Annotated in this window: 21 protein-coding genes; 10 read left to right on the forward strand and 11 right to left on the reverse strand. The window is 57.1% G+C overall.

What is annotated here, in order from left to right; translation table 11 throughout:
• Window positions 1–41 precede the first annotated feature (41 nt).
• The 4 genes from H3L94_RS05265 to acnB all read left to right on the forward strand — a co-directional run bounded on the left by H3L94_RS05265 (window position 42) and on the right by acnB (window position 5,712).
• Window positions 42–1,280: a multifunctional CCA addition/repair protein gene (locus H3L94_RS05265; RefSeq protein ID WP_182123109.1), complete on the forward strand. Its 1,239-nt coding sequence runs from the start codon at window positions 42–44 to the stop codon at window positions 1,278–1,280.
• A 116-nt stretch (window positions 1,281–1,396) separates the two neighbouring features.
• Window positions 1,397–2,116, forward strand: a complete 720-nt coding sequence (recO, locus tag H3L94_RS05270) for a DNA repair protein RecO (protein ID WP_182122963.1) — start codon at window positions 1,397–1,399, stop codon at window positions 2,114–2,116.
• A 36-nt stretch (window positions 2,117–2,152) separates the two neighbouring features.
• A complete protein-coding gene (gene pdxJ, locus H3L94_RS05275) occupies window positions 2,153–2,884 on the forward strand; it encodes a pyridoxine 5'-phosphate synthase (RefSeq protein WP_182122964.1) in 732 nt (243 codons plus the stop codon).
• Window positions 2,885–3,126: 242 nt separating this feature from the next.
• The gene (gene acnB, locus H3L94_RS05280) at window positions 3,127–5,712 is read left to right on the forward strand and encodes a bifunctional aconitate hydratase 2/2-methylisocitrate dehydratase (protein ID WP_009117841.1); all 2,586 of its coding nucleotides are present in this window, start codon (window positions 3,127–3,129) and stop codon (window positions 5,710–5,712) included.
• 239 nt (window positions 5,713–5,951) lie between these two features.
• Here acnB and icd read toward each other — a convergent pair whose 3' ends face one another.
• The 3 genes from icd to H3L94_RS05295 all read right to left on the reverse strand — a co-directional run bounded on the left by icd (window position 5,952) and on the right by H3L94_RS05295 (window position 8,990).
• Entirely contained in the window at window positions 5,952–7,190 is a 1,239-nt protein-coding gene (gene icd, locus H3L94_RS05285) for an NADP-dependent isocitrate dehydrogenase (protein WP_182122965.1), read from the reverse strand.
• A gap of 144 nt (window positions 7,191–7,334) precedes the next feature.
• The gene (locus H3L94_RS05290; RefSeq protein ID WP_182122966.1) at window positions 7,335–7,541 is read right to left on the reverse strand and encodes a heavy-metal-associated domain-containing protein; all 207 of its coding nucleotides are present in this window, start codon (window positions 7,539–7,541) and stop codon (window positions 7,335–7,337) included.
• 66 nt (window positions 7,542–7,607) lie between these two features.
• On the reverse strand, window positions 7,608–8,990 hold the full coding sequence (locus H3L94_RS05295) for a nucleobase:cation symporter-2 family protein (RefSeq protein ID WP_182122967.1): 1,383 nt from the start codon (window positions 8,988–8,990) through the stop codon (window positions 7,608–7,610).
• 317 nt (window positions 8,991–9,307) lie between these two features.
• Here H3L94_RS05295 and H3L94_RS05300 point away from each other — a divergent pair, with 317 nt between their 5' ends.
• The 5 genes from H3L94_RS05300 to rdgB all read left to right on the forward strand — a co-directional run bounded on the left by H3L94_RS05300 (window position 9,308) and on the right by rdgB (window position 14,651).
• Entirely contained in the window at window positions 9,308–11,557 is a 2,250-nt protein-coding gene (locus H3L94_RS05300) for a TonB-dependent hemoglobin/transferrin/lactoferrin family receptor (RefSeq protein WP_182122968.1), read from the forward strand.
• A gap of 169 nt (window positions 11,558–11,726) precedes the next feature.
• Window positions 11,727–12,608, forward strand: a complete 882-nt coding sequence (dapA, locus tag H3L94_RS05305; RefSeq protein WP_182122969.1) for a 4-hydroxy-tetrahydrodipicolinate synthase — start codon at window positions 11,727–11,729, stop codon at window positions 12,606–12,608.
• Between the two features lie 11 nt (window positions 12,609–12,619).
• A complete protein-coding gene (bamC, locus tag H3L94_RS05310) occupies window positions 12,620–13,741 on the forward strand; it encodes an outer membrane protein assembly factor BamC (RefSeq protein WP_182122970.1) in 1,122 nt (373 codons plus the stop codon).
• Window positions 13,742–13,815: 74 nt separating this feature from the next.
• Window positions 13,816–14,055 (forward strand): NGO_0222 family membrane protein, encoded by a 240-nt coding sequence (locus H3L94_RS05315; RefSeq protein ID WP_182122971.1) that lies wholly within the window; start codon window positions 13,816–13,818, stop codon window positions 14,053–14,055.
• Entirely contained in the window at window positions 14,052–14,651 is a 600-nt protein-coding gene (gene rdgB, locus H3L94_RS05320) for an RdgB/HAM1 family non-canonical purine NTP pyrophosphatase (protein ID WP_182122972.1), read from the forward strand. The genes H3L94_RS05315 and rdgB overlap by 4 nt, the downstream gene beginning before the upstream one ends.
• Window positions 14,652–14,964: 313 nt before the next feature.
• Here rdgB and H3L94_RS05325 read toward each other — a convergent pair whose 3' ends face one another.
• The 7 genes from H3L94_RS05325 to H3L94_RS05355 form a co-directional block, all read right to left on the reverse strand.
• Window positions 14,965–16,347 carry a NarK family nitrate/nitrite MFS transporter gene (locus H3L94_RS05325; protein WP_182122973.1) on the reverse strand — a complete coding sequence of 461 codons (1,383 nt, stop codon included), beginning with the start codon at window positions 16,345–16,347 and terminating at the stop codon, window positions 14,965–14,967.
• Window positions 16,348–16,437: 90 nt separating this feature from the next.
• Window positions 16,438–17,697: an MFS transporter gene (locus tag H3L94_RS05330; RefSeq protein WP_182122974.1), complete on the reverse strand. Its 1,260-nt coding sequence runs from the start codon at window positions 17,695–17,697 to the stop codon at window positions 16,438–16,440.
• Between the two features lie 199 nt (window positions 17,698–17,896).
• Window positions 17,897–18,370 (reverse strand): hemerythrin domain-containing protein, encoded by a 474-nt coding sequence (locus tag H3L94_RS05335; RefSeq protein ID WP_182122975.1) that lies wholly within the window; start codon window positions 18,368–18,370, stop codon window positions 17,897–17,899.
• Between the two features lie 247 nt (window positions 18,371–18,617).
• Complete coding sequence (locus tag H3L94_RS05340; protein WP_182122976.1) at window positions 18,618–19,046, reverse strand: TOBE domain-containing protein; 429 nt, start codon at window positions 19,044–19,046, stop codon at window positions 18,618–18,620.
• Window positions 19,047–19,096: 50 nt separating this feature from the next.
• Window positions 19,097–19,759 (reverse strand): response regulator, encoded by a 663-nt coding sequence (locus tag H3L94_RS05345; protein ID WP_182122977.1) that lies wholly within the window; start codon window positions 19,757–19,759, stop codon window positions 19,097–19,099.
• Window positions 19,756–21,651 carry a type IV pili methyl-accepting chemotaxis transducer N-terminal domain-containing protein gene (locus tag H3L94_RS05350; RefSeq protein WP_244958844.1) on the reverse strand — a complete coding sequence of 632 codons (1,896 nt, stop codon included), beginning with the start codon at window positions 21,649–21,651 and terminating at the stop codon, window positions 19,756–19,758. The genes H3L94_RS05345 and H3L94_RS05350 overlap by 4 nt, the downstream gene beginning before the upstream one ends.
• Before the next feature lie 287 nt (window positions 21,652–21,938).
• Complete coding sequence (locus tag H3L94_RS05355) at window positions 21,939–22,799, reverse strand: BPSS1780 family membrane protein (protein ID WP_182122979.1); 861 nt, start codon at window positions 22,797–22,799, stop codon at window positions 21,939–21,941.
• 285 nt (window positions 22,800–23,084) lie between these two features.
• On the opposite strand from H3L94_RS05355, the gene H3L94_RS05360 reads away from it, so the two are divergent.
• Window positions 23,085–24,875, forward strand: coding sequence for a 2-isopropylmalate synthase (locus H3L94_RS05360; protein ID WP_182122980.1), 1,791 nt, complete (start codon window positions 23,085–23,087; stop codon window positions 24,873–24,875).
• Between the two features lie 241 nt (window positions 24,876–25,116).
• Here the strand turns inward: H3L94_RS05360 and H3L94_RS05365 are convergent, their stop codons facing one another.
• Window positions 25,117–26,415 carry an adenylosuccinate synthase gene (locus H3L94_RS05365; protein WP_182122981.1) on the reverse strand — a complete coding sequence of 433 codons (1,299 nt, stop codon included), beginning with the start codon at window positions 26,413–26,415 and terminating at the stop codon, window positions 25,117–25,119.
• Window positions 26,416–26,500 lie beyond the last annotated feature (85 nt).

Raw genomic sequence — 26,500 nt, forward strand, 5'->3', positions numbered from 1 at the left:
AAAGCCGGGGCGGCAAACCGTGTGGATAAAATGGAGTGATGATGCAGATTTATTTGGTGGGCGGCGCGGTGCGCGATGCCCTGCTCGGGCGGGAAGTGAAAGACCGCGACTGGGTAGTGGTGGGGGCGGATGCCGATGAGATGGTGGCGGCCGGCTATCTGCCGGTGGGCAAGGATTTTCCGGTGTTTCTCCACCCGCAAAGCCACGAGGAATACGCGCTGGCACGCACCGAGCGCAAAACCGCCAAAGGTTACACCGGCTTTGTCTGCCATGCCGCACGCGAGGTGACGCTGGAGCAGGATTTGCTGCGGCGCGACCTCACCATCAACGCCATGGCCCGCGATGCCGACGGCGCGCTGATCGACCCCTACGGCGGGCGGCAGGATTTGGCCGACGGCATTCTGCGCCATGTCAGCCCGGCTTTTGCCGAAGACCCGGTGCGCATTTTGCGCACCGCCCGTTTTGCCGCCCGCTACGGCTTTCAGGTAGCCCCGGCAACCATGGCGCTGATGCGGCAGATGGTGGCAGCGGGCGAGGCGGATGCCTTGGTGGCCGAACGGGTGTGGCAGGAGTTTGCCAAGGGTTTGATGGAGCCGCGGCCGGTGCGGATGCTGGAAGTGTTGCGCGAATGCGGCGCGCTGGCGGTGTTGCTGCCCGAAGTGGCGGCCTTGTTCGGCGTGCCGCAGCGGGCGGAATACCACCCTGAAATCGACAGCGGCGTACACACCCTGATGGTGTTGCAGCGCGCCGCCGATTTAGGCTTGGGCTTGCCCGAACGTTACGCCGCGCTGCTGCACGATTTGGGCAAGGCGCTCACGCCGAAAGACAAACTGCCGCGCCATCACGGCCACGACGCCGCCGGCGTGCCTGCGGTGCAGGCGGTCAACCGCCGCTGGCGGGTGCCGAAAGCCTGCGCCGAGCTGGCGGAACTGGTGTGCCGCTGGCACATTGTGCTGCACAGTGTGGCCGAGCTGCGCCCCGCCACCGTGCTCGACACCCTGCGCCAAACCGACGCCCTGCGCCGGCCCGAACGTTTCCGTGCCGCGCTGGATGTGTGCCAGGCAGACGTACAGGGGCGGCTGGGTTTGGAACACACGCCTTATCCGCAGCGGGCGCATTGGCTGGCCTTGTTGGACGCCGCCCGCGGCAGCGACACCGCGGCAATTGCCGCCGAATACGCCGAGCAGCCGCAACAGATTGCCGAAGCCGTGGCCAAAGACCGCCTGCGGCGTTTACGCCCGCTTCAGGAAGCCTACCGTGCGGCGGCCAAGGCTACCTGAAAACCGTTTGGCAGGCTTTCAGGTAGCCTGAAGCCCGATTCCTGCTCCTTGAAACACATCCGTGCCGATTCAAGCCCGGCCGCCCAACCCCCGTCTTTCCGCTATAATCGCGCCCCATGAGCCCAGCCAACCGCATCGACCACCAACCCACTTTTCTGCTGTCCGCTACGCCGTGGCGGGAAACCAGTCTGTTGGTGGAGCTATTCAGCCGCGATTACGGGCGGGTGGCGCTGGTGGCGCGCAGCGCGCGCAAACGGCAGAGCGAATTGCGCGGGGTGTTGGTGCCGTTTGTGCCGGTTTGCGTGTCGTGGTACGGCAAGGAAGAATTGAAAACCCTGCACCGCGCCGAATGGCTGGGCGGTTGGCCGCAACCGCAAAACCGCGCCCTGTTCAGCGGCCTGTATGCCAACGAATTGGTGGCCAAGCTGACCGCCCGCGAAGACCCGCATCCGGCCATTTATGCCGAACTGGCCGAAGTGATGCGCCGCATCGCCACCGAAGATAACCATGCCGCGGCTTTGCGGCATTTCGAGTGGGCGCTCTTGCAGCACAACGGCTTGGCGCCCGATTTGCAGCAGGACGGCCACGGCCGCCCGTTTGTGGCGGAGCAGCGCTATTATGTGCAGCCCGAACACCCCGTGTGGCCGCAGCAGACGGACGGGATGGAAGGCATGGCGGTCAGCGGTGCCGCTTTGCAGGCTTTGGCCGAGCGCCGTTTAAGCGATCCCGCGCATTTGCAGGAAATCCTGCGCCTCAACCGCCTGCTGCTCGATTTCCGCCTGCCGGAAGGCATCAAAAGCCGGCAAGTGTTGCAACAGTTACAGCAGTTCAGGTAGCCCGGTTACGCCGCACACCCCATAGAAAGGAAGCCCATGTTACTCGGTGTCAACATCGACCACGTCGCCACTTTGCGCAATGCGCGCGGCACGGTGTACCCCAGCCCGCTGGAAGCCGCCCTGTTGGCGGAAACCCACGGTGCGGACCTGATTACCCTGCATCTGCGCGAAGACCGCCGCCACATCAAAGACACCGATGTGGCCGCCATTAAAAATGCTTTGCGTACGCGCATGAATCTGGAAATGGCCCTGACGCCCGAAATGCTCGAGCATGCGCTGGCCGTGCAGCCGCACGATGTCTGCCTGGTGCCGGAGCGGCGCGAAGAAGTGACTACTGAAGGCGGCTTGGACGTACTCGGCCAGCAGCAGAAAGTGGCCGACTACACCGCGCGCCTGCAGGCGGCCGGCATCCGCGTTTCCCTGTTTATCGATGCCGACGAAGCGCAGATTCAGGCCGTCCGCGATGTCGGCGCGCCGGTCATCGAGCTGCACACCGGCGCCTATGCCGACGCGGCCGGCCACAGCGCCCAATTGAGCGAATGCCGCCGTTTGGAAGACGCTGCTTATTTCGCTTCCGAGCTGGGCTTGGTGGTGAACGCGGGCCACGGCCTGAACATCCACAATGTGGCGCCGATTGCGCGCATCCTGCCGATCCGCGAACTCAACATCGGTCATGCCCTGATTGCACAGGCGGTGTTTCTCGGCCTGCCCGAAGCCATCCGCCAAATGAAAGAAGCGATGTACCGCGCCCGCAGCCAGTCGGATTAATCCGGCGCTGTCCGTATTCGTGTCAGGCTACCTGAAAGCAAAGTTTCGGCTTTCAGGTAGCCTGTTTTTATTTTGAATTCAGCCATAAAACAATCTTTTGAATGGTGCTGGGCGACGGTTATCCGTCAGGCGCGTCGGAGTAGGGCGGGCATTTATATTTCACGCATTTTGGGTTATGATGCGCGGTGCTGTAAGAACCCGAATTAGAAAAATTTAACCTGCCCTGACAAAAGGAAACCACCATGTTAGAAGCCTACCGCAAAGCTGCCGCAGAGCGCGAAGCCCTCGGTATCCCCGCTCTTCCCCTCTCCGCGCAGCAAACCGCCGATTTGGTTGAATTGCTGAAAAATCCGCCCGCCGGCGAAGGCGAGTTTTTGGTTGACCTGCTGGCCAACCGCGTGCCGCCCGGCGTGGACGACGCTTCCAAAGTCAAAGCCTCTTTCCTGGCCGCTGTGGCCGAAGGCAGCGTACAAAGCCCGCTGATTTCCCCCGAATACGCCACCAAACTGCTAGGTACCATGCTCGGCGGTTACAACATCCATCCGCTGATCGAGCTGTTGGACAACGACAAACTGGCCCCGATTGCCGCCGAAGGCCTGAAACACACCCTGCTGATGTTCGATTCTTTCCACGACGTGCAGGAAAAAGCCGAAAAAGGCAATGCACACGCCAAAGCCGTTTTGGAATCTTGGGCCAACGCCGAATGGTTCACTTCGCGCGACAAAGTGCCGGAAAAAATCACCGTTACCGTCTTCAAAGTGGACGGCGAAACCAATACCGACGACCTCTCTCCCGCTCCCGACGCCTGGAGCCGCCCCGACATTCCGCTGCACGCCTTGGCCATGCTGAAAAACCCGCGTGACGGCATCCACCCCGACAAACCGGGCGAAATCGGCCCCATCAAGCTGCTGGAAGAACTGAAAGCCAAAGGCCATCCGGTGGCTTATGTCGGCGACGTAGTGGGTACCGGTTCTTCCCGCAAATCCGCCACCAACTCCGTCATCTGGCATACCGGTTTGGACATTCCGTTCGTGCCGAACAAACGCTACGGCGGCGTATGCTTGGGCGGCAAAATCGCACCGATTTTCTTCAACACCCAAGAAGACTCCGGCGCCTTGCCGATTGAGGTGGATGTATCGCAACTGAACATGGGCGATGTGGTCGATATCCTGCCTTACGAAGGCAAGATTGTGAAAAACGGCGAAACCGTTGCCGAATTCCAATTGAAATCACAAGTGTTGCTGGATGAAGTACAAGCCGGCGGCCGTATTAACCTGATCATCGGCCGCGGCCTGACCGCCAAAGCCCGTGAAGCTTTGGGCTTGCCCGCCTCTACCGAATTCCGCCTGCCGCAAGCGCCTGCCGAAAGCAATGCCGGCTTTACCTTGGCGCAAAAAATGGTCGGCCGCGCCTGCGGCCTGCCCGAAGGCCAAGGCGTGCGCCCCGGCACTTACTGCGAACCGCGCATGACCACCGTGGGCTCTCAAGACACCACCGGCCCGATGACCCGCGACGAATTGAAAGACTTGGCTTGCTTGGGCTTCTCCGCCGACTTGGTGATGCAGTCTTTCTGCCATACCGCCGCTTATCCGAAACCGGTGGACGTAAAAACCCATAAAGAGCTGCCTGAATTTATTTCTACCCGCGGCGGCGTGTCTCTGCGTCCGGGCGACGGCGTGATCCACTCATGGCTGAACCGCTTGCTGCTGCCCGATACTGTCGGCACCGGTGGCGACTCGCACACCCGCTTCCCCCTGGGTATTTCCTTCCCGGCCGGCTCAGGCTTGGTGGCCTTTGCCGCCGCCACCGGCGTGATGCCTTTGGATATGCCCGAGTCCGTGTTGGTGCGCTTCAGCGGCAAACTGCAACCGGGCGTGACCCTGCGCGACTTGGTCAATGCCATTCCGCTGTACGCCATCAAACAAGGTTTGCTGACCGTGGCCAAAGCCGGCAAGAAAAACATCTTCTCCGGCCGCATTTTGGAAATCGAAGGTCTGCCCGATTTGAAAGTGGAGCAAGCATTTGAATTGTCAGATGCCTCTGCCGAGCGTTCTGCTGCGGGCTGTACCGTGAAGCTCAATAAAGAGCCGATCATCGAGTACATGAAGTCCAATGTGGTCTTGATGAAAAACATGATTGCCGACGGCTACAAAGATCCGCGCACACTGGAACGCCGCATCAAAGCCATGGAAGCTTGGCTGGCCGATCCGCAGCTCTTGGAAGCCGACAAAGACGCGGAATACGCCGCCGTGATCGACATCAATATGGACGACATCAAAGAGCCGATCATTGCCTGCCCGAACGACCCGGACGACGTATGCTTCATGTCTGAAAAATCCGGCACCGTGATCGACGAAGTGTTCATCGGTTCGTGCATGACCAACATCGGCCACTTCCGTGCCGCTTCCAAGTTGTTGGAAGGCAAGAGCGATATTCCGGTTCGCCTGTGGGTGGCTCCGCCGACCAAGATGGATGCACAAGAGTTGACCAACGAAGGCCACTACGGTGTGTTGGGCCGTGCCGGTGCGCGTATGGAGATGCCGGGCTGCTCATTGTGCATGGGTAACCAAGCACAAGTGCGCGAAGGCGCTACCGTGATGTCCACTTCCACCCGCAACTTCCCGAACCGTTTGGGTAAAAACACCAATGTGTTCTTGGGTTCTGCGGAGCTGGCGGCCATCTGCTCGAAGCTGGGCAAAATCCCCACTATTGAGGAATACCAAGCCAATATCGGCATCATCAACGAGCAAGGCGACCAAATCTACCGCTACATGAACTTCAACGAGATCGACAGCTACAACCAAGTGGCCGAGAGCGTGAACGTTTAAGCAGCAGGGCCTGTTTTCAGGTAGCCTTGAGGCTACCTGAAAGAAAGAAGCGGCATTTGCCGCTTCTTTTATTGCCAGCGGATAGGCAACTGATGCGCTTGCCGCTTGGACCATCCGTACCATGCGCCGATAATCGACTCGACAGCCACAAGAAAAGGCTACCTGAAACCTTTTGGCTGGGCGGTAAACCCGCCTTGCCCGTTTTCAGGTAGCCTTTCGGCTGATTGGCCGTGCCGTGCTTACATGCGTGCGATCATGGCTTTGCCGAATTCGGAGCAGGATACTTCGTTGGCGCCGTCCATCAGGCGGGCGAAATCGTAGGTCACCTGTTTGTCGCCGATGGCTTTTTCCATCGCTTCGATCACCAAGTCGGCCGCTTCTTTCCAGCCCAGGTGGCGCAGCATCATTTCGGCGGACAGAATCAGCGAACCGGGGTTCACTTTGTCTTGGCCGGCATATTTCGGTGCGGTGCCGTGGGTGGCTTCGAAAATGGCGTATTGGTCGGAGATATTGGCGCCGGGAGCAATGCCGATACCGCCCACTTGCGCGGCCAGAGCGTCGGAAATGTAGTCGCCGTTCAGGTTGAGGGTGGCGATCACGCTGTATTCGGCCGGACGCAGCAGGATTTGCTGCAGGAAGGCGTCGGCAATGGCGTCTTTGACGATGATGTCTTTGCCGGTTTTCGGGTTTTTGAATGTGCACCACGGACCGCCGTCAATCGGCTGGGCGCCGAATTCTTTTTGCGCCAGCTCGTAGCCCCAGTCGCGGAAGCCGCCTTCGGTAAATTTCATGATGTTGCCTTTGTGTACCAAGGTCACGCTGGGCTTGTCATTGTCGATGGCGTATTGGATGGCGGCGCGCACCAGGCGTTGGGTGCCTTCTTTGGAAACGGGTTTCACGCCGATGCCGGAAGTTTGCGGAAAGCGGATTTTCTTCACGCCCATTTCGTTTTGCAAAAACTCAATGACTTTCTTGCCGTTTTCGCTTTCGGCTTCCCATTCGATACCAGCATAGATGTCTTCGGTGTTTTCACGGAAGATGACCATATCGGTTTTGCTCGGGTCTTTCAGCGGAGAGGGGACGCCGTTGAAGTAGCGCACGGGACGCACGCATTGGTAAAGGTCCAGCTCTTGACGCAGGGCCACGTTCAGGGAACGGATGCCGCCGCCTACGGGGGTGGTCATCGGGCCTTTGATGGAAACGGAGTACTCTTTCAGGGCTTCCAAGGTTTCTTCCGGCAGCCAGACGTTGTCGCCGTAAACGCGGGTGGCTTTTTCGCCGGCATACACTTCCATCCAGTGGATTTTTTTCGCGCCGCCGTAGGCTTTCTCTACCGCTGCGTCGATCACATCAATCATGACCGGGGTGATGTCTACACCGATGCCGTCGCCTTCGATGAAGGGGATGATGGGGTTGTTGGGGATGGCTTGGCCGGGAACGATTTTTTGGCCTTCGGCAGGCACTTTGATGTGACTCATGGCGTCTCCTGTGATGGGTTGCTTGTTCTGAATAGGAGTTTCGGGCAAACGCTCGAAACGGACGGCGCATTATCCTAGATTTCGCGGGTGAATGCCACCGTTTTGCGCCGGGCGGGGCGGGTTTCAGGTAGCCCGCCGGGCGGCTTAAACCACGTCGAAACCGCCGTCTTCCACGGCTTCGATCAGAGCCTGCTCCGAAGTTGCGGCGGGGTCGAAAGTGACCACGGCCTGCTTTTGCTCGTAGCTCACGTCGGCTTGCGCCACGCCCGGCACGGCCTGCAGGATTTTGGCCACGCTTTTGGCGCAGCCGCCGCAGGTCATGCCTTCGATATTCAAAGTTGAGGTTTGCATTTCGTCATCCTTTCCCATTCATGGTGAACATAAATATTGGCGGCGTTGGGGCTACCTGAACAGCCGTCAGCCCTCTTCGCTCAGAAAAACCGGTTTGTCCTGCTGGTCGCGCGGCAGAATCAGGTTTAGCGCCACGGCGGTGATGCCGCCGGCCGCAATTGCGTTGCGGAATACTTCCGGCAGCATTTTAAACACATCCGGCTCGAATGCCACGCCCAAACCGATGCCCACCGCCGTGGCAGCAATCACCGCTTCGCGGCGGTTGATGCCGTGGGTCATGATGATGCGCACGCCGGCCATGGCAATCAGGCCGAACATCAGCACCATGGCGCCGCCCAATACCGGCGAGGGGATGGTGGTGAAGGCGCGGCCGACCACCGGAAACAGGCCGAACAGCACCAAAATCGCGGCGATGAATTTGCCCACGTGGCGGGAAGCCACGCCGGTCATTTGAATCACGCCGTTGTTTTGGGCAAAAGTGGTCAGCGGCAGGGAACCGAGCGCGGTGGCAATCACCGACACCAAACCGTCGGCAAACACGCCGCCGCGCAGACGCTGTTGAAAGGTTTCGCCTTCGTAGGGCTGGCCGGACACCATGGCGGTGGCGGTCAGGTCGCCCACGGCTTCAAACACGCTGAGCAGATAAATGGTGCCGGCCACCAAAAAGGCGGTCCAATCAAAAGCGAAACCGTATTTGAACGGTGTGGGAACGGTTACCAATGGCACGTCTTTTAAAGCGGAAAAATCCACCATGCCCATTAGCAGGGCAGCAATATAGCCGGCAATCAGGCCCACGGCGATGCCGCTCATGCGCAGGAAGGGATTGCGCATACAGTTGAACAGCAGCACCACCACCAAAACAAAAGCGGCCAAGCCGATATTGCGCAGCGAGCCGAAGTCTTCCGTGCCTTTGGCGCCGAAACCGCCGCCGAAATCGATGATGCCGATGTGGATCAGGCTCAGGCCGATGAGCAGCACCACCACGCCGCTGACGGTGGGGGTAATCACCCGTTTCAGATAAGGCAACACCCAAGCCGCACCACACACCAAGAATGCGCCCACAAAAGACACCCCCAACAGGGTGGAAATCATGGCGTTTTCATTCAGACCGCCTTCACGCATCGATATGCCCAAAGAAATCATCACGCCGACAAAAGAAAAGTTGACCGACTGAATCGACAACATGCCGGAACCTACCGGCCCGAAGCGGTTGACCTGCAAAAAGGTACCGATGCCGGAAGCCACCATGGCCATAGACACCAAATAAGCCGTCATTTCCACCGGCAGTTGGAGGGCGCCGCCCACAATCAGGGCCGGGGTGACCATGGGCACAAAAATCGCCAGTAGGTGAGTCACGGCGCTGATTAAGGCATTCAAAAAAGGAGGTTTGTCTTCCAAGCGATAGACCAAATCGGCCTCAGCGTTGGGTTTGGTTTCGGCATCGGCCATGATGAAAATCCAGTAAAGAAAGTGTGAAAATTAAGGGGTGTAAATTTTACTCAATCTTTAGAATCATTAAAAGCTGCTCTGCATATGTAGTTAAAATCAAGTGAAAACTTGATGTTATTTATAAGTAAGATGCCTATTTATTTTAATGGTAATAATTATCTTTAATTTTGTTTAACCTTTCTGTACAATTCGCGCCGCTTAAATTTGCCGGGCAGAAGGGTTCGGGAAGTCGGATACTGCGCTCAGGCTTTGCCTTGGCCCACTGCTTCGGTCTGATTCAGTTTCACTCACATCTAAAAGTATCTAAGAGAATTTTTATGCTGTTCCGATCACCGTTACCGTTTTCTACTGTTTATCTGTCTACCGCATCGGCTTTGCTCTTGATCTCTGCTTCGGTTTCGGCCGCCGGCCAAGAAGAAGGCGCCCGCTCTACGGTGCTGCCCGATATTGAGGTATCCGCCTCTGCCAATTTGCCGGTTGGTCAATCCCGGCTAAACCAGGAAAATATCGACCAGCAGCAGGCGGATAATTTGGCCGCACTTCTGGACTTGTTACCGGGGACAAGTATGTCCGGCTCTCCCCGGCCGGGCGGACAAACCTTGAATATCTGGGGCATGGGCGAAACCGAAGATGTAAAGGTTTCGATAGATGGCGCCGCAAAAAATTTCGAACGCTACCGCCAAGGATCGGTATTTATCGAACCGGAATTGCTCAAGCAGATTACTGTGGATAAGGGCGCGTTCGACGCTGCACGCGGCAATGGCGGCTTCGGTGGAGCGGTAAAGCTTGAAAGCCGGGATGCCGCAGATCTGCTGGCATCCGACCGCCAGTTCGGCGCATTACTCAAAAGCAGTTACCACTCCAATGACGAGCAGTGGCAGCACAGCGGAGCGGTTTACGGGCGTAACCGAGACGGCAGCTTCGACGGTTTGCTGTATGCCTCTGTGCGTAGAGGGCATGATATCGAGCAGCCGGACGGCAGCCGTTTTGCTTTTTCGGCCAACCGTCAACAGAGCTTTTTATTGAAAACAAACTACTCACCTTCAGAATTCCACCGCCTAACGCTGTCGGCCATATATGGCAAGCGAAACGGCTGGGAACCATTTGCTGCAAAGAGGGGAGATATGACGCCGCCTACCCAAAGGGAAATAGACCGTTACGGCTTGAATGAAGCCTGGCGGCGCAAATTACTGTACCGTAAGCAGAATGACCAAAGTTATACACTTCGCTACCGCTATACGCCCGATCACCCTTGGGTGGATATTCGCGCCCAATTGAGTCATGCGCAAACCAGTCAGCGTGACCGTCGCCCTGAAAACGGTGCTGGCATTTCCATCGGTACCATGGGCAATGCCAGTGAAACCACTTATCGCGACAGCGGTATAGAGGTCAGCAATACCGCCCGATTCACAACAGGTGGGGCGGCACATGCCTTGCAATCCGGACTGCAATTCAATCGCAATACGCGCGAAGTTTGGATGTATGACCGCAGTAAACGCAACAATGCCGACTATAACTACGGGCATTTCCAACCTTACTATATGCCTTCGGGGCGTCAGTACCAATACAGCTTCTATATACAAGACGATATCCGTATCGGCGATTGGACGCTTTCCCCGGCGCTGCGCTACGATTATGTGAAGAACCAAGGCACACCCAATGCGGCGCCGATTTACAACACGCCCTCGGCCGGCCATGATTACAGCAGTAAAAGCCACAGCGGCTGGTCGCCGTTTTTCGGCATCAGCTGGCAGCCCAGTCCGGCGGTTTTGTTGTTTGCCAATGTGTCGCGCACTTGGCGGGCCCCTTTGATTGACGAGCAATACGAAGTTCAATCCCGCAGTGCGGGGGTCTCCGGTTCGGCGCCGCATCTGAAGCCGGAGCGCATCACCTCCTTGCGCGTTGGCGGTCAGTTTCATTTCCGCAATCTGTTACAGGAAGCAGACAGCCTCCAATTGCGCACGACTTTGTTCCGCTTGCGCGGCCAAGATGAAATTTTCAAAAACCGGGGCATCTTCTGTGAAGAACAGGCCATTAACGGCGGTAGCAGTAGCGCGTGCAGCCAGTACAAACCCCTGCCCAACAACCGCAACCTACCGGCTTACACCATCAAAGGCGGAGAGCTGGAGGCTTATTATGAATCAGCCAACTGGTTCGGCAGTTTGTCTTATTCATTCCTTAGCGGCAAACGGCGCGGCTCGATGGTCAATCCCTGGTTTCCGGAAGATACTTGGCTGACTGACATTCCGCCGCGCAAAGCCACTGCCGTGATCGGTTGGCGTCATCCGCAAAGCGGTTTCAGTCTTGGTTGGCGTGGAGAATTTGTCCGCCGCCAAGACCGCTCGCCTGCCGATATCGATCCGAAAGCTGCGGTTTGGGCCTTGCCCAAATCACGCGGTTACGCCCTGCACGGCCTGTTTGCGGCCTGGCAGCCGCCGCATCGGCAGGAGCTGACTGTCCGCCTCACCGCCGATAACATCTTCAACCGCCGTTATGCGCCCTATCTTGGCGAAGCAGTGAGTGGGGTTGGCCGAAACATCAAAGCTTCCGTCTCTTGGCGCTTCTGATCCTGGCTTGCCAAGGTATCCGGGCTACCTGAAAACGGCGGCAATCCGCTTTCAGGTAGCCCGATTTCTTCACGATATCTTTACCCGGCCGATTTTGCGCACAAACGGCAAAAATAAGCTACAATCGCGCCGTTTTATTGACGGCTATCGAAAAATAAAGGTTCAAGCTATGCTGACAGGCAGTTTGGTTGCCATCGTCACCCCAATGAAAGACGACGGCAGCATCGACTACGAACAATTTGCCCAATTGATCGACTGGCACATCGAAAGCGGTACCGATGCCATTGTGGCCGCCGGCACCACCGGCGAAAGCGCCACTTTGAGCATGCAGGAACACATGGCGGTAATCGAAGCAGCCGTCAGCCATGCCGCCGGCCGTATCCCCGTGATTGCCGGCGCGGGCGCCAACAGCACCCGCGAAGCCATCGAGCTTTCCCAAGCCGCCCGACGGGCGGGGGCGGACGCCACCTTATCGGTGGTTCCCTACTACAACAAACCTTCCCAAGAGGGCATATACCGCCACTTCAAAAGCATTGCCGAGGCCGTTGACATCCCGATGATTGTCTATAATGTTCCCGGCCGTACCGTGGTGGATATGAATAACGAAACGATTTTGCGCTTGGCCGAAGTGCCCAATATCATCGGCGTCAAAGAAGCGAGCGGCGACATTGCCCGTGAAATCGAATTGATCAACCAAGTGCCGGCAGGCTTTGCCGTTTACTCCGGCGACGACCCCACCGGCATGGCTTTTATCCTCAGCGGCGGTCACGGCGTGATCACGGTGGCGGCCAATGTGGCGCCCAAATTGTTTGCCGATATGTGCCGTGCCGCTCTGGCCGGCGACATCGCCACCGCACGAGAACTCAACCGCCGCCTGATTCCCGTGTACAACGTCATGTTTTGCGAACCCAGCCCGGCCGCACCTAAGTGGGCCTTGTCCCGATTAAACCGTTGCGGCGCATTCTCCCGTTTGCCCATCATCGAGCTTTCCGAAGCCGCACAACAACAAGTTAGTGCAGCCCTACGCGCGGCACAACTGATCCAACCGTGAAGGAATTCTGCATGAAATCGTTGAAACTGCCTTTTATTTTGCTGCTCAGCGGCACATTAACCGCCTGTGCCTCAGACGGCGAACAGCCAAAATTGGATTACCAAACCAATAACCAACGTGTGGTCAGCTTGGACGTGCCGCCTGATTTGACCAACCCCAACCAAGGCGACCGTTACGCCCTGCCGGCCGGCAGCGGTGCCGTGCGCGCCAGCGATCTGGCCCGCGCCCGCCAAGCCTCTGCCGCCAATGCCAACAGCCCGGTATTGGCCGAAGTGCGCAACATCAGCATCCAACGCGAAGGCGGCGAGCGCTGGCTGAACGTGGGCAACAAAAGCCCGGCCCAAATCTGGCCGCTGCTGCATGCCTTCTGGCAGGAGCAGGGCTTTGTGATCGCCCGCGAAGAGCCGGGCATCGGCCTGATGGAAACCGATTGGGCGGAAAACCGTGCCAAACTGCCGCAAGACGGCTTGCGCCGTCTGTTTGACCGCATCGGCTTGGGCAGCGTGTACTCCACCGGCGAGCGCGATAAGTTCACCATCCGCCTGGAGCGCAACAGCAAAGGCGGCACCGATGTTTTCTTCTCCCACCGCGGCATGAAGGAAACCTATGCCGACCGCAACAAAGACACCACCATGTGGCAGCCCGCGCCGCGTGATGCCGATTTGGAAGCTGTCTTCCTCGGCCGTTTTATGCAGTATCTGGGAGCCGACGAACAGCAGATCGAACGCGAACTCAGCCGCCGCAGCACCGCCCAAGCCGGCGAGTTGGCCACCCTAGAGGGCAACCAGGTGCTGGTGCGCGGCGAACAGTCGCGCAACTGGCGCCGGGTCAGCCTGGCACTCGACCGCATCGGCCTGAACATCACCGGTGAAAACCCGCAACGCCATGCTTATTTGGTTCAGGTAGCCCCGGCCGAAGGCGAAGCGGTGCGCAATGAGAAGCCCGGCTTTTTTGCCCGCCTGTTCGGTAGCAGCCGCCCCGCCGAGCCGGAAAAACTGCCTGAATTTGTGGTGGTGGTGGCGCCTCAAGCCAACAACACAAGCCGTATTTCACTGGCCAATAAGGATGGCAGCCCTTATCAAGGCAATGATGCCCAAGCTTGGCTGCGCCGCTTATATCAAGAGTTGCGTTGACCTATTTTGCTTCCCGACAGCCTTTAATGCTTTAAAGGCTGTTTTGTTTTGAATTTTTCTTTCAGGTAGCCTGTATGTCCCCCGCCCGCCGTTATTTGTGGCTAACTGCCTTGTGTACCTTATTGTTTTTGGTTCTTTTGCTCATCGGCAGCTGGCTGCTGCTGGAAAAACAGACCGCTTTGGCCGTGGTGTCTTTTGTTGCCGCCTTCGGCAGCATTGGCGGCCAAATGGCATCATTGGCCCTGTTTTTGAAACACAAACACCGCCAAGCTTTGTTGAAAGCGCAAAATCAAAATAAGGAGCGCAAGCTGTGAAATCAGTGGTTCTGGCCAGCAATAACAGCGGCAAAATTCGGGAGTTCAATACACTGCTGTCCCAGGCCGGTTATCAGGTGCGGCCGCAAGCGGATTTCGGGGTGCCGGAATGCCCCGAACCCCACCCAACTTTTATTGAAAACGCCTTAGCCAAAGCCCGCCATGCGGCCCGCCACAGTGGCTTGCCGGCTTTGGCCGACGATTCCGGCATTTGCGCCCCGGCTTTAAGCGGCGCACCTGGCATCTATTCCGCCCGCTATGCCGGCGAGCCCAAATCGGATGCGGCCAACAATGCCAAACTGGGCGCAGAGCTGGCCGGCAGCGCCGACCCAAGCGTGTATTATGTGTGCGTATTGGTTTGGCTGCAGCATGCAGAGGATCCTACCCCTGTCATCGCCGAAGGCCGCTGGTTCGGCCAATGGCTACCTGACGCCAGGGGCGAGCACGGTTTCGGCTACGATCCGCATTTTTATCTGCCGGAATATGGCCAAACCGCCGCCCAACTGTCTCCCGAACTGAAAAACCACATCAGCCATCGGGCACAGGCTTTGCAACAGTTGCTGGCCCGCATCCGCCCGGCTCCGTCAGCCCCTTGAACCATGAGGTTGTGGAATACTGTTCGCGAATCCAGTTATGTTGTTGACTTGGGGGGGAACAATTTGCCCGCAGGTAAGCAAAGGGATAGGTGTTTTGATTGACAGCGGCTTTAGTGCGAGAACGCCACCGAAACCGATTGAAGCCGCCATCTCAGCCCAATCCAAGCCGGACAAGATTGAGAAAAAGAAACCCGGAAAATAAGAAGAGATTGTAAACCATAAAAAACCGCTGCAAGCCTTTGATCATCAGGCTGACAGCGGTTTTAACGATTTCAAATGTGCTAAATGTTTTCAGGTAGCCCGTTCGGGGGGCTCAGCACTTGGCCTCGGCGCCTTTGCGGGCGTAATACCACCAGTTCAACACCGCACAAAGAGCGTAGAAGAGAATGAAACCGATCAGAGCGGCGTTTACCCCGCCGGTCAGGTCAATGGACGTGCCGTAACTTTTCGGGATAAAGAAACCGCCGTAGGCCGCAAAGGCAGCGGTAAAGCCGATCACGGCCGCCCCTTCTTTGGTGGCGTCCAAACGCGCTTGCTCTTCGCTCACCTTGCCTTCGTCGGCAAATTTCTGGTGCATATTGAGGAAGATCACCGGTACCTGCATAAAGGTAGAGCCGTTGCCGATGCCGGTGAGGGCAAACAGAGCCAGGAAGCAGACGAAGAAGCCCCAGAAGTTGCCGCCCTCGCCGTTATTGGGCAGGAAGAAGATCACGCCGCATACCGCCACCATCATGCCGATGAAGACGATTTGGGTAATCAGGGCGCCGCTTTTGATTTTGTCGGAAATCCAGCCGCCCAGCGGGCGCACCAAAGCGCCGACCAAAGGGCCCAGGAAAGCGTATTTCACCGGATCGATGCCGGTAAACTGGCTTTTGATCAGCAGCGGGAAGCCGGCGGCGAAACCGATGAAAGAGCCGAAGGTGCCCAGATACAGGATGCACATGATCCAGTTGTGTTTGCGGCTGAAAATCACGGCCTGGTCTTTGAAGCTGGCTTTAGCGGAAGCCAAATCATTCATGCCGAACCAGGCGGCCAAGGTGGACAGAATGATGAAGGGCACCCAAATAAAGCCGGCGTTTTGCAGCCAAATCTGTTTGGTGACATCGCCTTTCACCCAGGTTTGCGGTTCACCGCCGAAGGCGCCGAATACGCCGGCAGTAATGATGAGCGGCACCACAAACTGCACGGTGGAGACACCCAAATTGCCCAAACCGGCATTCAGGCCGAGTGCGGTGCCTTTTTCCGCTTTAGGGAAAAAGAAGCTGATGTTGGCCATGCTGGAGGAAAAGTTGCCGCCGCCGAAACCGCACAGCAGCGCCAGCACCATCATGGTGATGTAGCTGGTATTTGGGTTTTGCACGGCAAAGCCCAAACCGATGGCCGGCAAGAGTAGGCTGGCGGTGGAGATGGCCGTCCATTTTCGGCCGCCGAATACCGGCACCATAAAGGAATAGAAAATCCGCAAGGTAGCGCCGGACAAAGCGGGCAGGGCGGCCAGCCAGAAAAGCTGGTTTTCGCTGTATTTGAAGCCGATATTGGGCAGGTTGACCACCGCCACGCTCCATACCTGCCAGATGGCGAAGGCGAGCAGGAGGGCAGGGATGGAAATCCACAGATTACGGGTGGCGATTTTCTTGCCGGTTTGCTGCCAGAAGGTTTTGTCTTCCGGCTGCCAATGTTGGATGAGATGGGACATAAGAGGATTCCTTCCGAGAAGAAAGGCTACCTGAAAAGTTTGAACGGTATAGACGCTTTGTACGGTTGGTTTTCAGGTAGCCTGTGGTGCTTAAGATTGGCGGGCCTGCAACGCTTTCATGTCGCTGTCGCGTTTGGCTTTAAACGAGAAGTGCATCCAAATCAGCGAGACGCAAACGGTGCCGTAAAGCAGCATGAACGAAGTGGAGCGGATGCCGGTCCAGTCTTCCAGCGCGCCGAACATGATCGGCAGCAGGAAGCCGCCCATGCCGCCGGCCAGGCCCACAATGCCGGATACCGCACCGATATTATCGGGATAATCGTCGGCCACGAATTTGAACACAGAAGCTTTGCCCACGGCGGTGGCTACGCCTACGGTAAACATCAGAATGGTGAACACAGTCACGTTCAGGCCGATGTGCAGGGCCATTGAGCCGCCGTCGGTGGTGCGGATAGAAAGATCGGTTTGCGGATAGGAGAGCAGGAAGAAGCACACCCAGCATACCCACATCACGGCCCAAGTCACTTTATACGCGCCGAATTTGTCGGAGAGGTAGCCGCCGAAAGCGCGCAGTACGCCGCCGGGCAGGGAGAAGCAGGCTGCCAAGAAGGCGGCGGTTTGCAGGCTCATGCCGTATTCGCCCACATAGTATTTGGTCATCCACAGAGCCAGTGCCACATAGCCGCCGAACACCACCGAGTAATATTGGCTGTAACGCAGCACACCGGGATCTTTGAGCAGCGCCAACTGGTCTTTTAGGGTCACGTTGGAAGACACTAGATGCTTGGGATCATGGTAGCTGGTGAACCAGAACACCACGGCGGTAGCCAGCATGATGGCCGAGTACACGGTGGGCACAATCTGCCAGGTTCCGTAGGTCACAATCAGCCAAGCGGCGAGAAATTTGTTGATGGCGCTGCCGGCATTGCCCGCACCGAACACACCCATGGCCATGCCTTGCTGGTGTTTCGGAAACCAGCGCGCCACATAAGGCGTGCCTACCGAAAACGAACCGCCGGCCAAGCCCATTAAAAGGCCGATAACCAAGAAATGCCAATATTGATCGGCATAACTCATCAGGAAAATGGCCGGCACGGATACGGTCATCAGGGCAAACAGTACAATACGGCCGCCGTATTTGTCGGTGAGGATGCCCAGCGGTACGCGGATCAAGGAGCCGGAGAGCACCGGCAGGGCAATCAGAATGCCGTATTGGGTTTGGTTAAAACCCATTTCTTCCTGCACTTTGATGCCGACAACCGCCAGCATCATCCAGATCATAAAACAGACGGTGAAAGACAGGGTGCTGGAGAACAGCACCGAATAGCGTTTGTAAGTTTCCGAGGCCATCTTGCTGCCCCTTCCTTTCCGGTGGTTTGCCATAAGTTAATCGGATTTTTACGCTCTCTTAACTTACGCTTTCGCCGGCTGTCACGCATTGCCCTGAAGCATGGAGGCGGCAAGGCATTGGCATAGTGGAAATTAGTCTGAAATAAGCAGGGTGCTAGTTATTTGGAGGTAGGTGTGCGAAACGGAGCGGCAGTGTCCGTCAGGAGGCGAGGGTACGGGCAAACAAAATGCGGTTTTCCAATTCGATGTGTTCGCGCAGATCGGCCGCCAAACGGGCCAGTTCGGCATACAGCCGCTGCCAGCTCGGGCAGGCATCGGGCGGCGGGGTGAAGCCGTTGCTGAGGCTGTGCAGCTGCCGCAGCGCGTGTTCGTGTTCGTCGTGCTCGTGCATCATCACGCGGATCGGCATGGCGGCTCCGCTGCCGGCGCCGTTGAGAATCATCGGAAACAGCACGCGTTCTTCCTTCTGCATGTGGTTGAGCAGTTCGTCCTGCATGGTGTGCAGCAGCGGCAGCAGTTCGGCCGGAAAACTGCCGGCATGCACTTGGGCAACCTTTTCGGCCAGCGGCAATATGCCGCCCAGCTGCATCCGGTGGGTTTGGTGGTAACGGGATAAGATATGCTCGATCAGGGCGCTGTCGTTTGCCTGCTGCCAAAGGGCTAAATCGTTCACGGGTCGGTTCCTTTCCGGTAAAAACAGAATGCCTGGCGGGGGATTGTATAAATGTAGCGCTCTGTTGTCGGCAGGATTTCGGTGGAACAGCAGTCGTCCGGAAGAAGGAGGGGAATATGGCAAAAGGCTACCTGAAAGCCGTTTCAGGTAGCCTTTTGCCGAAAATATCAGGCAGGCAAAATGATTCCGCCATGCGCTACCTGCACCACATCAAGTATTGCGGCAAAGGCGGGGCAGCAGGGGATGCTCAGATCAACACGCCCAGCATGACTTGGTTGGCATTGAAAACGGCGGTAGCCGGCCGACCCGGCTCCAGAGCCAGCGTCTCGCTGCTGTAAAGGGTAATGGTGGTGCACAAATTGATTTCGTGGTTGATATCGAGCGTGACGACGTTGTTGACCGAACCCTGTTCCACGCGCTTTACCGTGCCGTGCAGGCAGTTTTCGGCCGACAAGGTCATCGGGGCGAGGTCGGTGGCCAGCACCACCGATGCGGCCTTGATCATGGCGATGACCGGGCTGCCGACGGCCAGCTTCAAACGTTGCAGGCTGAAGCTGCTGATTTGGGCGCGGATTTCGATGCCGCCGGCACTGGCAAGGGTAACCAGACACGAGCCGTCGCTGTGTTCGATGCGGGTAACGGTGCCGGCCAGCTGGTTGCGGGCGCTGCTTTTCATTGGGTGTTCCTTATGCGGGGAAAGACGGTTGGAGGAGGGTTTCAGGTAGCCTACAGCGGCTGCGGCACATTGTGCTGGACGGCATAAACGGCGGCTTGTACGCGGCTGGACAATTCCAGTTTGCGCAAAATGCTCTGCACGTGCACTTTGATGGTGGATTCCGCCAGATTGAGTTTGCGGGCGATGATTTTGTTGCTGTGTCCGGCCGCCAGATAGCCGAGAATTTCCAATTCGCGCGGGGTCAGCGCATCCAGCGCGCTGGCGGCGGGCGGGGTATTGGGCTGAATCAGGGACTGCACCAGACGGGCGGTCATTTCGGGAGAAAAAACATTGTCGCCGTCGGCCGCCTTGCGGATGGCGTCCACTAGAAAATCGGCATGGATGTTTTTCAGCAGAAAACCGCGCGCACCGAGGCGCATGCATTCGGTCAAATCTTCGCTGTCTTCGGAAACGGTCAGCATCACCACCACTTGTTCGGGGCGGCTGCTGAGGATTTGTGCCAAGGCTTCGCGGCCGTTCATGACGGGCATATCCAAATCGAGCAGCACCACGTCGGGGGCGGTTTGCTCAACCAGTTTGACGCCGCTGAGGCCGTCGGCCGCTTCGCCCACAACTTCGTAGTCGTCCTGCCGTGCCAGCAGTGCTTTGATGCCGCTGCGGAACAGGGTGTGGTCGTCTATCAGGGCGATGCGGATGGTTTCGCTCGAATTCATATCAAAATTCTTTCTTGTTGCGGTAAGGTGAGGCAGACGCGGGTGCAGCCGCCGCCTGCGCTGGAGTCTAACTCGAGGCGGGCGTGAATGCGCAATGCCCGCTCCCGCATGATGTTGAGGCCGACATGGCCGCCGGACTGTTTGGAGAGGTCGGCAGGGTCGAAGCCGCGGCCGTCGTCGGTAATCGTCATCACGAAATCCTGCCGGTTATCAAACGTAACGGTAACATTTTGCGCATGGGCGTGTTTGCGGATGTTCGACAGGCTTTCCTGCAGGATGAAGATAAACTGCAGCTGCTGTTCGCTGTTGAGGTCGGGGCCGTCGCCCTGCCAGCTGAGGGCAACCGGCACCTGGGTTTGCTGCTCGAAGCGGTCTGCCAGGGTTTGTACGGCCTCGGCAAATTCTTTACGGCTGATTTTGGTGCGGAAATTCAACAACAGCTCGCGCACGTCTTCATAGCATTCCTGCACGCCTTCTTTGATGAATTGGAGATTTTCGGCTACCTGATCCTGTTTGCCTTCGCTTAAAGCGCTTTCCAGCATCTGCACCTGCAGATTGAGGAAGGTAAGGGTTTGCGCAATGCTGTCATGCAGACCCTGCGCCATCAGGTTGCGTTCCTGCAAAACCGCCAACTGCCGGCTTTCGTCGGCCAGACGGATATTGGTGAGCACCAAGCCGAGCTGGTTGCAGAGCGCGTCCAATAAATCGTTGCTGACCGCATTGAGCGCATATTCCTGCTCGAAATACAGCGTCATCATACCCAGTTCTTGGCCGCTATAACGGATTTTAAATACCTGCAAATAGTGAAAGCCGGCTTTTTCGCAGCTGGTTGCGGAAGCGGCCGCCTGCGGATGATCGTGAAAGCGGATGGGTTGCCAGCTGCCTTGGCGTGCGCTTTGGCCGCAGAAACAGTCGTCCAATTGGCGGCAGGCTTCGGCTGTCTGCAGGGTTTCGGGCAGGCCGATGTGGGTAACCAAATCCATACGGCGGCGTTTAAAGTCCAACAGGCGGATGCTGCCGGCTTTGGCGGGCACCAAAGCCATTACTTTTTGCAGAAATATTTCGCAGGCTTCTCCGGAAACCTGTGTTTGGCTGAGAAAACGGGAAAAGAAATACAAGGTTTCCAAAGTGTAGTTTTTGGTAGCCAAATCCCGGGTTTTTTCCGTCACCTCCTGCTCCAAATGGGCGTACAGTTGTTGCAGACGGCTGCTCATTTGGTTGAAGCCGCTGCCCAGCTGGGCAAATTCGGTCAAATTGTCCATCGGCACCTGCACGCCCAGCTGGCCGTCATGCACGGCTTTAACGCCGCTTTGCAATTCGTCCAGAGGGCGGATGATCCACAGATACAGCAGCACCACCATCACGCAGGCACCCAACAGAACCATTGCCATCAAACAGCTTTGGAAAAGACGCAGCCAATAAGTGTGGCGGGCATTCACTTCTTCCACCGCCGAGACCAAATCGTCTACCGTGCCGACAAATGACTGCAAGCGGGTTTCGTCCACTTGAGTTTCGGTGCCTGCTGCATTCCAAACCATCCGCCGCACTTGCGCCCATTGCTGTTGCAGGGTATGCAGATGCTGCTTCACTTGCGGCGTGTCCGGCAAAAACAGCGGACGGGCCGGATCACCTTGTTCCAAACCACGTAAGGTTGCATCGAATTCGGCCACTTTTTCCCGAATATCGACGACAGCATCTCCGTTGCGCAGCATCAGGCCGAGGCGGTAGGTCTGCATGCGCAGCCGGCCGGCATCGTTAATGGCGGCCGCACTGCCCTCCAGCCGCCAAGAAAGCAGCAAGGTCAGAATAATGGATCCCACGGCGGCCGCCACCCACAAAACCGTGAGCAGCTTCAGTCGGGTAGAAAGACTTTTCGGGTAAAAAGAAGGCAACACAACACTCCGCTGAACGCATACGCCATCCGGCTGAATCCAACCTGACGGACAGGGCATACTATGCGGTATTCTGAAGATGGAAAATAAGCCGCCCGCCTTAAAGGGCTAGTTCTTTAGAACTAGCTGTAGGGTTTATCAGGCAAATCGGGCTGCAGGCGAGTGACACGAAGACTGATTATTAGGTGTTTGGGAACAAGAGTTGATTCAGTTTTACAGCTTTCAACCAAACAGGCTACCTGAAAAATTTCAGGTAGCCTGTTTTACATTGACTTTACCATCGGCAGTCAGCTTTCCAATTCGGCATTGGTCCACACGCTGAGGTAAGACACGTAGCTGATTAAGCCATTCCATACGCTGAAGAACAGCAATGCCGGAATGCCGAGCAATACCATCAGGGCCAGGGCAATCGATTGGGGCAGAATGCTGCCCAGCAGAGCCGCCAGCAAGCCAAATGCGAAAGCCAAGCCGATTAAAGCCAGCACATAAACCAAGAGCGGCAGTAGGTTGGCCAAGCCGCCGCGGAAGCTCATGCCGACGGCACGGACAGGAGGCACATCGTGCAACATCACCAAGGCAGGCGTAAACCAGGTAATCAATACAATGCCCAGCCCGACCAGTACACTGATGATGATGGCCGCGAACAGAATGCCGCCCCAATTCTGGCTTAAAGCGGCATAGTTAAAACTGATGCCAAACATCAGCAAAACCGGCACGGCCACCGCCAGCAATAGGCCGAAAATGATGAGAAATTGGAGCAGACCTAAAATCAATACTTCTTTGAATTTGAGCTGGAAGCCGGCAAACAGGCTGCCAATTTCCAGTTCTCCGGTTTCTACTTGCGAGGCAGCGCAATAAACCATACCGCACATTAGAAAGATACTCAGCAAAAACGAGAGTATCGAGCCGATCCAGGCCACTTCGGCGGGCAGAAGCTGCTCAACAGCGCTAAGCGGCAGACTGCATAACAGCGCAACCAAGGCAATCAGCAGCCACATCCCCCAGCGCTCGCGGAAAATCGAAAAGGCTTGCGGAATCCAAGCCCAGCCGATGGCCGCCGGGCACCGATTGGGGGTAGCCAAAAGGCTCAGTTCGCCGCTGTCTTCCGGTTCACCGCCGGATTCGGGGGCACGGTACACATCATACATGGTTTACTTCTCCTGAAAAAAATTGACGGAATTTTAAAGAGTAAACGCTTGGAATTCAAGTAAGGGGGCGGCTCGACGGACGGTGAATGCTGCCGGAGATGCTTTCAGGTAGCCTGTTTTGCCGAGAGTTTAATCAATGCAATCAGTAAAATTAGACAAAGTGTATATTTGGGCAAAATTGGCCAGCATTTCGGCTTGCGCATATGTCTAATTATGCGTATATTGCGGCCGATAAAACCGCAGCTACCTGCAGGCTAAGATAAATTTTTAGACAAAAGGTCTATTATGCAACTGGATATCGAACGCTTGATTGCGTACTTCGGCGGCGTGAATGCGCTGGCGGAAGCCTTGAAACAACAGCATCCCGAAGACGCCGCTTCGGCGGCGGCCATTTACAAATGGCGCACCCGCGGTTCGCTGCCGCTGAACCAACTGCAACGCCTGAGCGCATTGGCCGAAGCGCAAGGCCGGCCTTTGGATTTAAACGCTTTTCTGCAACAACAACCCACTTTGGAGCAAACCACCATGTCCAACCCCAATAACCGCGTCATTATTTTCGACACCACGCTGCGCGACGGCGAGCAGTCGCCCGGCGCCGCGATGACCAAAGAAGAAAAAATCCGCGTTGCCCGTCAGCTGGAAAAGCTGGGCGTGGATGTGATTGAAGCAGGTTTCGCCGCCGCCAGCCCGGGCGATTTCGAGGCGGTAAACGAAATCGCCAAAACCATTACCAAATCCACCGTGTGTTCTTTGTCGCGCGCAGTGGAGTCGGACATCCGCAAAGCCGGCGAAGCGGTGGCCCCGGCACCGAAAAAACGCATCCACACCTTTATTGCCACCAGCCCCATCCACATGGAGCACAAGCTGAAGATGAAGCCCAAGCAGGTGTTGGAGGCGGCGGTAAAAGCAGTGAAAATCGCCCGTGAATACACTGACGACGTGGAGTTTTCCTGCGAAGATGCGCTGCGCTCCGATATCAACTTCTTGGCCGAAATCTGCGGTGCGGTGATTGAGGCGGGGGCCACCACCATCAATATTCCCGATACTGTGGGTTACTCCATCCCGCACAAAACCGAGGCGTTTTTCCGCGAACTGATTGCCAAAACGCCCAACAGTAGCCAAGTGATTTGGTCGGCGCACTGCCACAACGATTTGGGCTTGGCGGTAGCCAATTCGCTGGCCGCAGTGCAGGGCGGCGCACGCCAGGTGGAGTGCACCATCAACGGTTTGGGCGAGCGGGCGGGCAATGCCAGCTTGGAAGAAATCGTGATGGCGCTGAAAGTTCGCCACGATGTGTTCGGATTGGAGACCGGCATCGACACCACCCAGATTGTGCCGGCTTCCAAATTGGTGTCCACCGTAACCGGCTACCCGATCCAGCCGAACAAGGCGATTGTGGGTGCCAATGCCTTTGCCCACGAGTCCGGCATTCATCAGGACGGCGTACTCAAACACCGCGAAACCTACGAAATCATGTCTGCCGAAAGCGTGGGCTGGAGCGCCAACCGTCTCACTTTGGGCAAATTGTCCGGCCGCAATGCCTTCAAAACCAAGCTGGCCGAGTTGGGCATCGAGTTGGGCAGCGAGGAAGCATTGAACGCCGCTTTTGCCCGTTTCAAAGAGTTGGCCGACAAAAAACGCGAAATTTTCGATGAAGACCTGCACGCCTTGGTGTCTGACGAAATGGTGAGCCTGTCGCAACAGGAGCATTTCAAATTCATTTCCCAGCACATCACCACCGAAACCGGCGAAGAGCCGCGCGCGGAAGTGGTGTTCAGCATGCACGGCGAAGAGAAGCACGCGCAGGCTACCGGCTCCGGCCCGGTGGATGCGATTTTCAAAGCCATCGAGAGTGTGGCCCAAAGCGGGGCGCAATTGCAGCTGTATTCGGTGAATGCGGTTACCGCCGGCACCGAGAGCCAGGGCGAAACCAGCGTGCGCCTGCTGCGCGACGGCCGCGTGGTGAACGGGCAGGGCGCGGACACCGATATTTTGGTGGCCACGGCCAAAGCCTATTTGTCTGCGCTGAGCAAATTCGAGGGTGCAGAGCGGGTGAAAGCACAAGGCACGATTTAAGTTGCTCAATGCCGTCTGAAGGCATGTTGTGAAATCAGCATCAGGCTACCTGAAACAGGTTTTCAGGTAGCCTGAAATCTTTTGTCCCCAATGTGACAGTATCTTCAGGGCATAAACAAAATGCAGAAATGCGCCGCAAATGCAGTTTTTGCAAAAGTCTCGGTCTGGTTTTGCAAAGCATCAGGCTACCTGAAAAACCGTTTCAGGTAGCCTGATGCTTTGCTGCGGGATGATGCAAATATTAGTTGAAGGGGTGTTGCAGCAGAATGGTTTCGGCGCGGTCGGGGCCGGTGGAAACGATCGCAATCGGGGCGCCGCATACTTCTTCGATGCGTTTCAGGTAGGCTTTGGCGTTTTCCGGCAGGGCGTCGAACGATTTGATGCCGACGGTGGATTCGCTCCAGCCGGGCAGGGTTTCGTAAATCGGTGTGCAGCCTGCCACCGCTTCGCTGCCGAAGGGCAGGATGTCGGTGGTGCTGCCGTCGGCCAAGGTGTAGCCCACGCCGATTTTGATTTCTTCGATGCCGTCCATCACGTCGAGTTTGGTGATGCACATGCCGCTGATGCCGTTGATTTGGATGGCGCGTTTCAGGGCGGCGGCGTCAAACCAGCCGCAACGGCGGGCGCGGCCGGTTACCGAACCGAATTCGTTGCCGCGCTGGGCCAGGCCGGCGCCGATATCGTCGAACAATTCGGTGGGGAAGGGGCCGGAGCCGACGCGGGTGGTGTAGGCTTTGACGATGCCGAGCACATAATCCAGCATTTGCGGCGGCACGCCGGCACCGGCTGAGGCGGCGCCGGCCAGGCAGTTGGAAGAGGTGACAAACGGATAAGTGCCGTAGTCGATGTCGAGCAGGGTGCCTTGGGCGCCTTCAAACAGCAGGCGCTCGCCGCGCTGGCCTTTTTCATACAGGGTGCGCGACACGTCGGCCACCATGGGCAGGATGCGGTCTTTGAAGCTGCGGATTTTCGCCATCACGTCGTCGAAGCGTACCGGATCGGCGCCGTGCAGGTGTTGCAGCTGCACATTGTAAAGGTCGATATTGGCTTTGAGTTTGTCGCTGATGCGGTCGATGTCGGCCAAGTCGCCGATGCGGATGGAACGGCGGGCCACTTTGTCTTCGTAAGCCGGGCCGATGCCGCGGCCGGTGGTGCCGATTTTACCGCTGCCGCGCGAGGCTTCGCGGGCTTGGTCGAGCGCGATGTGGTAGGGCAGAATCATCGGACAGGTGGGAGCGATTTTCAGGCGGCCTTCCACGTTTTTCACGCCGGCGGCGTTCAATTCGTCGATTTCACCCAACAGCGCTTCGGGGGAAACCACCACGCCGGAGCCGATGAAGCAATCCAGCGTTTCGTGCAAAATGCCGCTGGGAATCAGGCGCAGAACGGTTTTTTTGCCGTTTACCACCAAAGTGTGGCCGGCGTTGTGGCCGCCTTGGAAACGGACCACGCCGCCGGTTTGCTCGGCGAGCCAGTCCACAATTTTGCCTTTGCCTTCATCGCCCCATTGTGCGCCAATGACGACTACGTTTTTTGCCATGATGCTTACCCTGTTAAAGAATATTGGAAATAAAAAGAATCGATATTTTTGAAATCGCGGATGCTGTTTTCAGGTAGCCTGATGA

Source organism: Neisseria shayeganii (genome assembly GCF_014054965.1).
GTDB classification, from domain to species: Bacteria; Pseudomonadota; Gammaproteobacteria; order Burkholderiales; family Neisseriaceae; genus Eikenella; species Eikenella shayeganii.

Bases quoted from the DNA above. Each gene is read 5' to 3' on its own strand.
- H3L94_RS05265 (WP_182123109.1), top strand. From the start codon at position 42: ATGCAGATTTATTTGGTGGGCGGCGCGGTGCGCGATGCCCTGCTCGGG.
- recO (WP_182122963.1), top strand. From the start codon at position 1,397: ATGAGCCCAGCCAACCGCATCGACCACCAACCCACTTTTCTGCTGTCC.
- pdxJ (WP_182122964.1), top strand. From the start codon at position 2,153: ATGTTACTCGGTGTCAACATCGACCACGTCGCCACTTTGCGCAATGCG.
- acnB (WP_009117841.1), top strand. From the start codon at position 3,127: ATGTTAGAAGCCTACCGCAAAGCTGCCGCAGAGCGCGAAGCCCTCGGT.
- icd (WP_182122965.1), bottom strand. From the start codon at position 7,190: ATGAGTCACATCAAAGTGCCTGCCGAAGGCCAAAAAATCGTTCCCGGC.
- H3L94_RS05290 (WP_182122966.1), bottom strand. From the start codon at position 7,541: ATGCAAACCTCAACTTTGAATATCGAAGGCATGACCTGCGGCGGCTGC.
- H3L94_RS05295 (WP_182122967.1), bottom strand. From the start codon at position 8,990: ATGGCCGATGCCGAAACCAAACCCAACGCTGAGGCCGATTTGGTCTAT.
- H3L94_RS05300 (WP_182122968.1), top strand. From the start codon at position 9,308: ATGCTGTTCCGATCACCGTTACCGTTTTCTACTGTTTATCTGTCTACC.
- dapA (WP_182122969.1), top strand. From the start codon at position 11,727: ATGCTGACAGGCAGTTTGGTTGCCATCGTCACCCCAATGAAAGACGAC.
- bamC (WP_182122970.1), top strand. From the start codon at position 12,620: ATGAAATCGTTGAAACTGCCTTTTATTTTGCTGCTCAGCGGCACATTA.
- H3L94_RS05315 (WP_182122971.1), top strand. From the start codon at position 13,816: ATGTCCCCCGCCCGCCGTTATTTGTGGCTAACTGCCTTGTGTACCTTA.
- H3L94_RS05325 (WP_182122973.1), bottom strand. From the start codon at position 16,347: ATGTCCCATCTCATCCAACATTGGCAGCCGGAAGACAAAACCTTCTGG.
- H3L94_RS05330 (WP_182122974.1), bottom strand. From the start codon at position 17,697: ATGGCCTCGGAAACTTACAAACGCTATTCGGTGCTGTTCTCCAGCACC.
- H3L94_RS05340 (WP_182122976.1), bottom strand. From the start codon at position 19,046: ATGAAAAGCAGCGCCCGCAACCAGCTGGCCGGCACCGTTACCCGCATC.
- H3L94_RS05345 (WP_182122977.1), bottom strand. From the start codon at position 19,759: ATGAATTCGAGCGAAACCATCCGCATCGCCCTGATAGACGACCACACC.
- H3L94_RS05355 (WP_182122979.1), bottom strand. From the start codon at position 22,799: ATGTATGATGTGTACCGTGCCCCCGAATCCGGCGGTGAACCGGAAGAC.
- H3L94_RS05360 (WP_182122980.1), top strand. From the start codon at position 23,085: ATGCAACTGGATATCGAACGCTTGATTGCGTACTTCGGCGGCGTGAAT.
- H3L94_RS05365 (WP_182122981.1), bottom strand. From the start codon at position 26,415: ATGGCAAAAAACGTAGTCGTCATTGGCGCACAATGGGGCGATGAAGGC.